Here is a 12,068-nt window from a genome sequence, read left to right as displayed (position 1 = left end):
GCAAAAGCAATTATGCGGTATTAGCACCTGTTTCCAAGTGTTATCCCCCTCTGGTGGGCAGGTTGCCCACGTGTTACTCACCCGTCCGCCACTCACTTCTTTTCGGTGGAGCAAGCTCCGGTGAAAAAAAGTGCGTTCGACTTGCATGTATTAGGCACGCCGCCAGCGTTCGTCCTGAGCCAGGATCAAACTCTCAATAAAAAGTTGATAACATCTTGCGATGTTTAGCTCATTTATTTTATAACTTGCTAGCGAATTGTATTCACTAAATATGGTTTGTTTCTACATAATAGAAACGCCCTACACATTTGGTTCATCTTACTTTGTTCAGTTTTCAAAGGTCTAAACTTTGTTGCCGTAACAACTTTTATATCATAACAAGTTGTTTGTTTTTTGTCAACATTATTTTTAAAAAATATTTTTTATTAAATAACGTTATTGTGACAACTTCTATATATTACATCCTGTAAATACTTTTGTCAACAACTAATTTAAAAAAGGCACACCACTTACATTAAAATGTTGTAATACCATACGCAAAGTAGAAGGCTCTTCCCACAAAAACTCTGAATTCAATGCCCTGGTTTCAATATTCTCTTCATCTAAACTAAATACAAAAAGTGGTAATTTTTCATCTTCAATATTGATATTAGTCAATTCGACTAAGTCCATAGCATCAGAATTCAAGCCAACTGATTGAGTCAACTTATCTAATATGCAAGCTAAACTTGTATAATTGGTATCAATAGTTGTTTGAATAAAACTAACTGTTTCTTGATCTTTTTGCACTAAAAATTTTTTATGACCATCTTGTTGATTAAGAATGACTGTCCCAGCTACTCTAGACTGTTCCAATATTACACACCTCTTATTTAATAGTTATAATAAATCGACAAATGCAATTATAACATATTTTCAGAAATATATCAGTTATTTTCCGTAATATCATCTAAAAACTCATCAACCCAATGTGATAAATTCTTATCAATGCTTTCAAAACCTATATTCTTATATCTATTTGTAAAATATTTTTTCTTTTTATATAAAACAGGTGGTGCATCTTGAAATACTCTTATAGATAAACTAATTTTCTTTGTGTACTCATCAATATCAATAATTTGAACTTTCACTTTTTGATTAACTGTCAATTCTTCTTCTATATTTTTAATAAATCCATGCTTCACTTCTGATACGTGAATCAAACCTTGTTGATTATCTCCAAGAGACACAAATGCTCCATAAGGCTGAATCCCTGTTATTTCACCTATCAATATGTCTCCAATTTTTAATGTCATGTCCTTAATTCTCCTAAAATAAATTTTCTTATAATCATCATTTTAACATAAACATCTTAGACTATTCACTACTCTTTACAATATAAAAAGAAAAAGCCACTCACCCAACTAGGCAAGTGACAAAATATCTTATTCTTCTATTAAAACCTCATCGATTGTTACATCATGCATTGGTCTATCTTGTGAATCACGACTGACACTAGCAATTTCATCCACAACATCCATACCTTCAATGACATGACCAAAGACTGTATGTCTAAAGTCTAACCATGGTGTTCCACCACTATGATATGCTTCAATAATTTCTTCTGGGAATCCAGCACCTTCTAATTGAGATAGCATGTTAGATGGAACATTTTTATTTTGAACAATAAAGAATTGGCTACCATTTGTATTTGGCCCAGCATTGGCCATAGATAAAGCACCTCTCAAATTGAATACCTCTTTAGAGAACTCATCTTCAAATTTTTCACCATAAATACTTTCTCCACCCATACCTGTTCCAGTTGGATCTCCTCCTTGAATCATGAAATCAGGAATAACACGATGGAAAATTACACCATTATAATATCCTTTTTTACTTAATTCAATAAAGTTCTTAACTGTTTTAGGGGCTTGTTCTGGGAATAAAGCAACTTTAATGTCACCTCGATTTGTTTTAATTGTTGCTGTTACTTTAGCATTTTCTAAATCTAATTGTGGAAATGTTGTCATTTATAATTCCTCCTCATTTATTATTTCTCAAGTATACTTCTTACTTTAGTTGTTAACAAGTCTATTGCAACTTGGTTTTCCCCACCTTCAGGAATGATAATATCCGCATATTTTTTTGTCGGCTCTATAAATTGTTGATGCATTGGTTTAACTACGCTTAAATATTGACCAATGACAGAATCCAAAGAACGTCCTCGATCATGCATATCTCTTTTAATACGGCGGATAATTCTTATATCATCCTCAGTGTCTACATAAACTTTAATATCCATCAACTCTCTTAACCGTTCGTCTTCTAATATTAAAATACCTTCTAATATGATAACCTCTTTTGGTTCTTGATAAATGACCTCTTTACTTCGCGTATGTGCTTCATAATCATAGACAGGTTTCTCAATCGCTTTATATCCCATTAAATCTTGTAAATGCTCAATCAATAAATCAGTATCAAATGCAAATGGATGATCATAATTTGTATTTAATCTTTCTTCAAATGATAGATGACTTTGATCTTTATAATAAGAATCTTGTTCAAACAATAAAATTGAGTGATTTGGTAATGCTTTTAATATCGCGCGACTTACACTGGTTTTACCACTTCCAGACCCACCAGTCACACCTATGACAATCGGTCTACTTTCTGCTGCCGTCATTAATATCCCCCGCTCGTTTTTTATTCCTTCTTTGATATCCTACTCTATAAACCACATGATTTCAATATAAAGTAAATGAATCACGACTAAACAAAATAATTATCAGTTAAGCATTAACATTAAATAATAATTATTATAATGATATACTATAGATATATTAATAGAAAAAAGGAGATTACTTATGCATTCATTATTTAATTTAGAAAACGTTTTTTTTAAACCACAAAATCAAACGATTCTAAACGACATTAACTTATCAATCAACTCAGGAGATTTCATCACTATTAGCGGTCCATCTGGAAGTGGTAAGAGCACCTTACTAAAAGTGCTAGCATCAATGATTACACCTACCTCTGGAAAATTACTTTATAAAAATAGAGAAATTGACAAAGAAAATATTACTGATTATAGGAAAGAAGTCTCTTATTTTTTCCAACAACCTACTCTATTTGGTGAGACTGTTATGGATAATCTGATATTTCCATTTGATATTCGACATCAAGAATTCGACAAATCTAGAGTAACAAAACTGTTAGAGACATTCAAACTTAATGAATCTTACTTAAATAAAAAGATTATAGATTTATCTGGTGGAGAAAAACAACGTGTTGCGTTTGTTAGAAATCTCATTTTTGAACCAGATGTATTGTTATTAGATGAAGTCACTAGTGCTTTAGATGACGAAAATAAAAATATTATCCAACAATTTATTTTAAATGAGTTAAAAGGAAAAACGATTCTTTGGGTGACACATGATAGTAATGAATTTAGCTTAGGGACACGTCAAATTACCATTATTGACGGAAAATTGGGGGAAAAATAATATGACTGATTTAAATATTTCAAATACATCGCTATTATTAGCAAGCTTGTTAATTGTGATAGCTTTAATTATTGATTACAAAGAAAAACTAGGATTAGGAAAAGATATTTTCGTTTCTGCCATTCGAACAGTGGTTCAATTATTCATCATTGGATATGTTTTAGGGTTTGTTTTCCAACTGGATAATATGATTTTAACCTTAGTCATGGTTGCTTTTATTATTTTAAATGCTGCACATCATGCCGGAAAACGTGCAAACCATTTAGATAAAGCCTTTCAAATTTCTCTGATTTCAATTGGTTTTGGTACAATTTTATCACTGTTTGTTCTATTTATATCTGGAACTTTAAAATGGACACCTTCACAAATTGTTCCAATAACCGGAATGATTGCCAGTAATGCGATGACTGCCGTTGGGGTTGGCTATCGTACAATGTCAACTAAATTTGAAGATCAACGTCAACAAGTACAAGAAAAACTTGCATTAGGAGCAACAAAAAAACAGTCCACTTTACCTATCGTAAGAGAAAGCATTAAATCTGCGATGTCACCAAGTGTCGATCGTGCAAAAACGGTTGGTTTAGTCAGTTTACCTGGTATGATGTCTGGTCTTATGTTTGCTGGTATTGATCCAACAACTGCCATTAGATATCAAATCGTTGTGATGTTTATGCTAATTGCGACTACTGGATTTTCAACCATGATTGCCAGTTACTTATCCTACAAACAATACTTCAATGACTTCTCTCAATTAAAATAAACAAAGAAAGACTAGTAAATGTTTTAAATGTCATTTACTAGTCTTTTTGTTTTATCTTTCTTGTACGTATTTATAAGCTGTTCCCAAAGAAATATTACATTCCTCTGCAATTTGTCTTAATGTATATCTATTGTTGTTATATAAAAATCTAATTTGGTCGATTGTTTCTTGAGAGATTTTTGGACGTCCGCCTACACGACCCTTACGACGTGCTTCTTGTAATCCTTTAGTAGTTCGCTCTCTAATAATCATTTTTTCCATTTCAGCAATTTTTAAAACCATTTCTAAGTATGCTGCATCATCAATGTCACTGTATGCTTCACCTTTTTTAACTACTACTAATCCAATGCCTTTTTCTTTTAATTGACCTAAAAATTCTGCTAATTGAATAACTGATTTCCCTAAACATCTTAATTCATATACAACCAATTGATCGCCTGATTCTAAACTAGCCACGATATCAGTCAATACTGTGTCACTTTGTGAAACTTCCTCATTCGTTTCCTTTTCAATGGATACAGTTTCAATATTTAAACTATTTAACCCATCGATTTGTTCTCTCACATAATTTTCCTCACTAGAAGCATAAACATATCCTATTTTTTTCATAGCTCCTACCCCCTATTATCTTGTTATTAAATTTTTGGTGCATTTCATTTCTTGGCTATGTTCATACTATATCGTTTTTTAAAAAAACCCGCCATATCAAACTTTACCTAACAATACGTAAAAAATGACAATTAATCATCTTTAAATGAAAATTCATAAAAATAGCATATTTTGTTATTTAAATTTCTCTAAAAATTCATATGCATACGCAATTTTTAGTTTAAAAACTATGTTTTTATAAATAAAAGTAACATTATGAATAAAAAAATTTCATTTAACATGTTTTATATTAATTGATAAAATGAACAAGAATAGAATCGATACAGAAAAAAATAAAAAATATTTTACTATTTTTTATTTTAGTATGAATTTATCCACTGTTTTTAGTAAAGGTGAATTAGAAATAGGCATTGTGTCATTTCCTATTAAAGAAGAAAATTTAGAAATTGAACGAAATATTTTTCATACTATGAAGTATGATGCGTCAATTTTAATGATGGATGATCATCCGTTAGCATCAAAAAAACCTCTCAATTTAAAAGATTTAAAAGACGATACCTTCTCATCTATGAGCAAAGACTATGTGTTATGACATGTGCTTCAAGGTATGACACGAGATGTTGGCTTTATACCAAAAATTGATATTATGAGTAATAATCATGAAGTATTAGTCAATAATATTATGAAAAATAATACGTTAGCTCTGTTACCCATTCAGTTAAAAGATTTTTATGACAATTATCCACTAACTTGGGTACCTATTAAAGATAAAATTAAACCATTTGATATTGTCGTGATTCATAAGAAGAACACGCCACTTAGCCCTGCATCGGCATTATGCTTAGAATTCCTTACCAGTCAAAAAATAATAAATGATTAACTAAATCTATAGGTCTATCAATTATACTAATTAGAACAATAATCCTCTTCATCTTATACTGTACTTATAAAGATACAAGGAGGAAAAAATGAAAAAGATTATGATGATAGGCGCTAGGGAAGATGAAAAACAGTTTGCTGATAAATGGGCTAAAGAAAATAATGTTGAAGTTGGTTTAACTAATGAGGTACTTAATGAAGAAACTTATCACTTGTTAAAAGGGTTTGATGGTTTAAGTCTCCAACAAACAATGGGGATTTCAAATGATATTTATACCCAACTGAGCAAAGATGGCTTTAGACAAATTGCTCAACGGTCAGCCGGTATTGATATGTATAACTTAGATGTTGCAAAAGAAAATAATATTTTAATTACGAATGTACCTGCTTACTCCCCAAACTCTGTCGCTGAGTTTGCAGTTGGAAGCGCTCTAAATTGTTTAAGACATACAAAATTAATTATTAAACGAGTGACAAATCATAATTTTAGTTGGGATAAATCAATCTTGTCTAAAGAAGTCAGAGAATTAACGATTGGAATATTAGGGACTGGTCGTATTGGTCAGTTGACGGCTGAGATGCTCGAAGGCTTTGGTGCAACGTTGATTGGTTATGATCTTTATAAAAATAAATCATTGGAAGCTATTCTAACACATGAAGATAATTTTAATACGTTTTTAGCATCATGTGATGTCATTTCTATTCATATGCCTCTAACAGAAGAAAATTATCATTTATTTAATGAAGAAACCTTTACAAAAATGAAGCCTGGTTCTATTTTAATTAACGCTTCTCGCGGTTCAATTGTTAACACAAACGATTTAATTAAGGCTCTGGACTCAAATCAATTAGCATCTTGTGCACTTGATACTTACGAAAATGAAATGCCTTTTGTGACAAAAGATTTTAATAATAAATCGATTAATGACCCAGTGTTAGAAGAATTAATACAACGAGATGATGTTATTTATACTCCCCATATTGCTTTTTACACTGAAACAGCTGTCACAAATTTAGTGTCAGGTGCACTTGATTCATGTTTATCCATATTAAATGGTGAAAGACCACAAACAATTGTTAATCTATAAATAAAAAAGCCATCCGTTTCCGCTGATGGCTTTTTAATATCTCTAGAAAAATTATTTCTGTATATACCGTAAAGACTATCGATTAAAAAACTGATAACTAAAACATAAAACTTTTGCCCAATTTAATAAATTTATTATACGTTGTTCACTTACATTTCTATCATCAGTTTATTGTTTTCTAATACTTTTTCAATTATTTTCTAAATATAAATAACAAATAATGACATAGTATCCTTTTAAATACCAAATTCCATTATCCTATTTAAATTTTCAAGTCACTAATTTCTCTTAATAATAAATCTGTAGCAATTGTTTTTTCAGGTTTGTAAGTAGTCCTTACTCTATGACGCTCATACTCAGGGTCAGGTAATGGAATGGCGGATAATAAGCTTTCTGTGTAAGGATATAATCCATACTTATAAATCTCCTCTGCACTTCCAATTTCTACCAATTTTCCATAATACATCACCCCTATACAATTGCTGATATATTTAACCATTGATAAATCATGGGCAATAAACAAATAAGTCAGTTGTTGTTTTTCTTGCAACTCTTGTAATAAATTGACAACCTGTGCTTGAATAGAAACATCCAAAGCAGAAACTAGTTCATCACAAATAATAAATTTAGGGTCAATCGCAAGAGTTCGTGCGATTCCAATACGTTGACGTTGACCTCCTGAAAATTCATGTGGATAACGTGTCCCATGACTTGGGTCAAGACCAACAAGTTTTAATAATTCATCTATTCGTTTATTTCGTTCACCTACATTTTTGGCTAACTTATGAATATCAATGTCTTCTGCTATAATATCTCGTACTTTCAAAGGATATTGAAGATTGTAAAAAATCTCATCAGATGCTCCAATTTCAACAATTCTACCACCATACATTACAGCTACTCTATCAACGACATTTACTACAACACCCAAATCATGTGCACTAAAAACAATAGAGGTTTTAATTTCTTGTTGAATATCTTTCATTAATTCAATAATTTGTGCTTAAATCGTTATATCAAAAGCCGCTGTAGGTTCATCTGCTAATTCCTCTTTCCCACTTGTGCTATCTTTAGTTTTTACTACATCGCTTTCACAAGCCGCTTACGTTAAAACTGTTACAGACATTGATAAATACTTCATTTTATTTTTCACCTAGTGCTCCCCCCCTTTTTTTAAAATTAAATTAGAAAAATATAATAAAAAAATGAATATAATATATGTTTTTGATGGTAAAATCAATAATATTTCAAATTTAATTTATAAGAGATTTATTTTACTATATTGAAAGACTTTTAAATAACCATTTGGCAGAGCTTTTCATTTCATAAATAATAAACCTTTCGGCAAAATGAGTTTATATTCATTTTGCCGAAAGGTTTATTATTTATTCTTACCAAATTTTGCTCTAATCCCCCGTTTAACAACATCTAAAAATCCAAGCGATTGAACCATTCTTTCTGGATTAACATACTCTCTTATAGCACGTAAGACCACTTTGGGTTTTTTAGAAGAAAAAGTATAGGTTCCATTTTTTTTAGTCTGAATAGCATATCTTGGAATCCATTTCCCTTTAAACATGACAGAAGCAATAACATAATCAACTTCTTCCCAAGGTATTTGAATAAATTTTCTTGGATCACGCCCATGATAAAATTCAAATCCTTTATCACCTATCATAATTTCCCCATAATCTGTCAAACCAGTAAACGCTGTTGCATCTATTACTAGATCAATTTTTGTATTAAGAGACTGAACCATCAAGTCACTTCCTTTACTTTTCTTTTAACACTATATCAAAAAAGAGCTGCTATTTAAAAAAAGAGGCCTATATAAGACCTCTTAAAACTTATTTTTTTACAGTAAGCCAATCACATGACCTAAGATACCAACAACGAACAAACCGATGATGATAACAATTGGGCTTACTTTTTTCTTAAGTAGCCACATACAGAAGAATGTTAATAATAATGGTGCTAAACCTGGGATTAGTTGATCCAAGTTATTTTGTAATGTTGTCACTTTAACATCACTTAACGCACGACCAGAAGCAACTTCTTCAAACGCTTGTTTCACACCAGCCATACCATTTGGAAGATTTGCCCAGTCAACATAGGCTCCTTTATCAAGAGGCACTTTTGACACAATTGGTTTGAAATCAATGGATACCCATCTTTCAACCAATGCTGCCAGAACAAACATCCCTAAAATAGAAGCACCTTTTGTAACATCTTGCAATAAACCACCCGATAAGTCATCTGTAATTTTTGATCCAGCACGGTAACCAAATTCTTGTGTATACCACATAAATCCCCAACGAATTAAGTTCCAAGCCACGAAGAAAATAATTGGACCAAGAATGCTACCACCTAGTGCAAGAGATGCACCAAGAGCTCCAAGCATTGGACGTAATGTAAACCAGAAAACTGGGTCTCCAACACCAGCTAATGGTCCCATCATCCCAACTTTAACCCCCTGAATTGCTACATCATCAATTTCAGATCCATTAGCTCGTTCTTCTTCTAACGCCAATGTTACACCTAAAATAGGAGAAGCAATATATGGATGTGTGTTAAAGAATTCTAAGTGACGTTTTAATGCATCTGATTGTTCTTCTTTTGTTTTGTATAATTTTTTGATTGCTGGAATCATTGAGAATGCCCAACCACCATTTTGCATACGTTCATAGTTCCAAGAACCTTGAATAAATGTTGAACGCCACGCAACGGTCATACGATCTTTTTTCGATAATTCTATCTTTTCTGCCATTTTTTCTTTCCTCCTAAATTAGTAATCGTTTAAAATATCGCCTAGTGGATCACCTGTATTGCTTCCACCACCAGAATTTGATGAACCACCCATTTTAGACAAGTTAATGTAGATTAATGCAAAGGCCACACCTAATGCACCTAAGCCCATTAATGTAATATCAGAAACTGCGGCAATAACAAATCCCATTGCAAAGAATGGCCATACTTCTTTTGTTGCCATCATGTTAATAACCATAGCGTAACCTACCGCTACAACCATTCCACCACCAATTGCCATACCTTCAGTTAACCAAGCTGGCATTGATTCTAAAAAGTGTTGTACAGTTTCAGCTGGAATAAATAACAGTGCTGCTGCTGGAATGGCAATACGAATTCCTTGCATACATACAGCCATAATGTGTAAACGTTCAATTTTACCCATATTTCCTTCTTCGGCTGCTTTATCCATCATATGAACGATTGGTACAGCTAATGTTCGTACAATCATTGTTAAGAATAATCCAGCGACTGCTAATGGAATAGCCACTGCGATTGATGATGACACTGCATCTTTAACAGAAATTGATTGAGCTCCTAATGCTTTAACTAAAATAATAGCAGATGCTACTGAAGCAAGTGCTGCATCTGGTGCCACTGCTGCTCCAATATTTGCCCAACCTAGAGCGATCATTTGAAGTGACCCCCCTAAAAGAATCCCTGCTTCCAAGTGACCTGTAACTAATCCAATTAATGTACATGCAATCAATGGTTGATGAAATTGAAACTCATCTAAAATACCTTCCATACCTGCGAAAAAGGCAACAATAATAACTAAAATGACTGATATAACAGACATGATATCCCTCCTATAAATGGTTTATTTTCCTAAATCAGTTTTTGCTTTTTTAACCAACTCATCCATGTTAGCTCGTGAATCATTTGGTACTTTACGTACGTCAAACTTCACACCATCAGCTTTTAATTGCTCAAAAGCTTTAACGTCTTCTTGTCCCATAGAAAGGACTTTATTTACTACCACTTTTCCAACAGAGTGGGCAAGTGATCCAACATTTACTTCGTCAATCTTCACGCCACCATCAATAACGCGAACAACATCTGCCGGATTTTCAAACAACAGTAACGCACGCGTTCCACCAAAACGTGGATCTTTTGCAATTTCTATCATTTTTTTCACGGGAATAACATTTGCTTTTACTCCTGGTGGTGCTGCTTGTTCGATTAATTTCTTACGTAGATCATCTTTTGCAACTGAATCCGATACCACAATGATACGTGTTGGATTGGTTGCTTTTGTCCAAGCTGTTGCCACCTGACCATGTAATAATCGTGAATCAATACGTGCCAACACAAATTTGATTTTTCCATCACCAATGACTGTTCCTGGCGGGATAGAACCCATTTGTGCTTCTGGTTGAGCAACTTCATTTTTCTCTTCTTCTGGTTCAAGAGCTTCCGGACGAACTTTAATCCCATCTTTTCCTGTTGTTACAATTTGAGACGCGATTTTATGAGCGCTTGTTTCTGATAATCTCATCGCATATGCTTCAATTAACATTGGTAAGTTTAATCCACTGACAATTGCCCAATGGTCCTTATGTTCTTCAAATAGTGTATTTGCTTGATTAAATGGTGTACCTCCCCATAAATCAACTAAAAAAAGGACTTCCTCTTGCTGATCAAATGTGTCAATTGCTTCGATAATTTTTCTTTTAACATCATCTGGACCTTCACTAGGCATCAATGTAACGGCTTTAACATTTTCTTGTTCACCAAAAATCATTGAACCAGATTGCAAGATTCCTTTAGCAAACTCACCATGACTTGCTAAAATAATTCCAACCATATTTGTGACCTCCTATTTTATATCATTTTCTTTTTGTCAGTTTTTAATTGATTCTTTTTTAATAAATGAATCAAATCAACAGGAATATCCGAAACAACTTTTCTGACATCAATAGTTATTCCTTGATTACTTAAAAAAACAAAAGCTTCCTCATCTTTGTCATCTATTGCCACAGCGTTTGTTATCATATGTTTACCAGTTTGATAACTCATTCCACCAACATTGAGTGTTTCAATTTTCACACCAGCTTCTACCACTTTTTTAACGTCTGAAGGATTCGTAAATAATAGCATTGCTTGAATAGAATCATTAAATCGTGGATCATGATAGATTCCTATCATTTTTTTCACTGGAATCACATTAACAATAATATTAGGTGGCGCTGCTTGAATAAGTAATGTTTTTCTAAGGGCATCCTGTGCCACATCATCACTAACAACAAGAATACGATTTATTTTTGAATGTTTTGTCCAGACTGTAGCAACCTGTCCATGAATCAATCTGTCATCAATACGAACTAATCGAATATCCATATGATGCCTCCTTTTCTTCATTTTAAACATTCTATAAATATATAAGCAAAATTCATGCCAACTTTCAAAAATACTATTAAACCAATTAATAAAATAAGAAAA

The 12,068-nt window shown here is 32.5% G+C and carries 16 protein-coding genes and 1 rRNA gene; 5 read left to right on the top strand and 12 right to left on the bottom strand.

What is annotated here, in order from left to right; all coding sequences use genetic code 11:
- From AC37UB_RS06565 to udk, 5 genes are all read right to left on the bottom strand, one after another.
- Positions 1-201, bottom strand: a 16S ribosomal RNA gene (locus AC37UB_RS06565); the annotation flags it as partial.
- A gap of 285 nt (positions 202-486) precedes the next feature.
- Positions 487-855 carry a hypothetical protein gene (locus AC37UB_RS06560; protein WP_241699391.1) on the bottom strand — a complete coding sequence of 123 codons (369 nt, stop codon included), beginning with the start codon at positions 853-855 and terminating at the stop codon, positions 487-489.
- Between the two features lie 71 nt (positions 856-926).
- A complete protein-coding gene (locus AC37UB_RS06555; protein WP_241699390.1) occupies positions 927-1,295 on the bottom strand; it encodes a CvfD/Ygs/GSP13 family RNA-binding post-transcriptional regulator in 369 nt (122 codons plus the stop codon).
- A gap of 129 nt (positions 1,296-1,424) precedes the next feature.
- A complete protein-coding gene (locus tag AC37UB_RS06550; RefSeq protein WP_117972754.1) occupies positions 1,425-2,009 on the bottom strand; it encodes a peptidylprolyl isomerase in 585 nt (194 codons plus the stop codon).
- 20 nt (positions 2,010-2,029) lie between these two features.
- Complete coding sequence (gene udk, locus AC37UB_RS06545) at positions 2,030-2,662, bottom strand: uridine kinase (protein WP_117972753.1); 633 nt, start codon at positions 2,660-2,662, stop codon at positions 2,030-2,032.
- Positions 2,663-2,843: 181 nt separating this feature from the next.
- Here udk and AC37UB_RS06540 point away from each other — a divergent pair, with 181 nt between their 5' ends.
- Together AC37UB_RS06540 and AC37UB_RS06535 are read left to right on the top strand one after the other, a co-directional pair.
- Positions 2,844-3,485 (top strand): ABC transporter ATP-binding protein, encoded by a 642-nt coding sequence (locus AC37UB_RS06540; protein ID WP_241699387.1) that lies wholly within the window; start codon positions 2,844-2,846, stop codon positions 3,483-3,485.
- A 1-nt stretch (position 3,486) separates the two neighbouring features.
- Entirely contained in the window at positions 3,487-4,245 is a 759-nt protein-coding gene (locus tag AC37UB_RS06535) for an ABC transporter permease (protein ID WP_490685477.1), read from the top strand.
- 51 nt (positions 4,246-4,296) lie between these two features.
- On the opposite strand, the gene AC37UB_RS06530 is transcribed toward AC37UB_RS06535, so the two are convergent.
- Entirely contained in the window at positions 4,297-4,854 is a 558-nt protein-coding gene (locus tag AC37UB_RS06530) for a recombinase family protein (protein ID WP_490685476.1), read from the bottom strand.
- A gap of 301 nt (positions 4,855-5,155) precedes the next feature.
- On the opposite strand from AC37UB_RS06530, the gene AC37UB_RS06525 reads away from it, so the two are divergent.
- From AC37UB_RS06525 to AC37UB_RS06515, 3 genes are all read left to right on the top strand, one after another.
- The gene (locus tag AC37UB_RS06525; protein WP_490685475.1) at positions 5,156-5,446 is read left to right on the top strand and encodes a type 2 periplasmic-binding domain-containing protein; all 291 of its coding nucleotides are present in this window, start codon (positions 5,156-5,158) and stop codon (positions 5,444-5,446) included.
- Between the two features lie 15 nt (positions 5,447-5,461).
- Positions 5,462-5,734: a type 2 periplasmic-binding domain-containing protein gene (locus AC37UB_RS06520; RefSeq protein WP_490685474.1), complete on the top strand. Its 273-nt coding sequence runs from the start codon at positions 5,462-5,464 to the stop codon at positions 5,732-5,734.
- An 88-nt stretch (positions 5,735-5,822) separates the two neighbouring features.
- Positions 5,823-6,821 carry a D-2-hydroxyacid dehydrogenase gene (locus AC37UB_RS06515; RefSeq protein ID WP_490685473.1) on the top strand — a complete coding sequence of 333 codons (999 nt, stop codon included), beginning with the start codon at positions 5,823-5,825 and terminating at the stop codon, positions 6,819-6,821.
- Positions 6,822-7,083: 262 nt separating this feature from the next.
- Here the strand turns inward: AC37UB_RS06515 and AC37UB_RS06510 are convergent, their stop codons facing one another.
- From AC37UB_RS06510 to AC37UB_RS06485, 6 genes are all read right to left on the bottom strand, one after another.
- A complete protein-coding gene (locus AC37UB_RS06510) occupies positions 7,084-7,806 on the bottom strand; it encodes an ATP-binding cassette domain-containing protein (protein WP_490685472.1) in 723 nt (240 codons plus the stop codon).
- A gap of 396 nt (positions 7,807-8,202) precedes the next feature.
- Complete coding sequence (locus AC37UB_RS06505; protein WP_117972748.1) at positions 8,203-8,580, bottom strand: DUF956 family protein; 378 nt, start codon at positions 8,578-8,580, stop codon at positions 8,203-8,205.
- Between the two features lie 96 nt (positions 8,581-8,676).
- Entirely contained in the window at positions 8,677-9,588 is a 912-nt protein-coding gene (locus tag AC37UB_RS06500) for a PTS system mannose/fructose/sorbose family transporter subunit IID (RefSeq protein WP_242094277.1), read from the bottom strand.
- A gap of 18 nt (positions 9,589-9,606) precedes the next feature.
- The gene (locus tag AC37UB_RS06495) at positions 9,607-10,425 is read right to left on the bottom strand and encodes a PTS mannose/fructose/sorbose transporter subunit IIC (RefSeq protein WP_117972746.1); all 819 of its coding nucleotides are present in this window, start codon (positions 10,423-10,425) and stop codon (positions 9,607-9,609) included.
- A 21-nt stretch (positions 10,426-10,446) separates the two neighbouring features.
- On the bottom strand, positions 10,447-11,433 hold the full coding sequence (locus tag AC37UB_RS06490) for a mannose/fructose/sorbose PTS transporter subunit IIA (RefSeq protein ID WP_117972745.1): 987 nt from the start codon (positions 11,431-11,433) through the stop codon (positions 10,447-10,449).
- A gap of 17 nt (positions 11,434-11,450) precedes the next feature.
- Complete coding sequence (locus AC37UB_RS06485; RefSeq protein WP_117972744.1) at positions 11,451-11,966, bottom strand: mannose/fructose/sorbose PTS transporter subunit IIB; 516 nt, start codon at positions 11,964-11,966, stop codon at positions 11,451-11,453.
- Positions 11,967-12,068 lie beyond the last annotated feature (102 nt).

It is taken from the genome of Vagococcus changpingensis, from assembly GCF_058211775.1.
The sequence above is the reverse complement of the archived record's forward strand: the minus strand, read 5'-3'. Positions and strand labels throughout refer to the sequence as shown.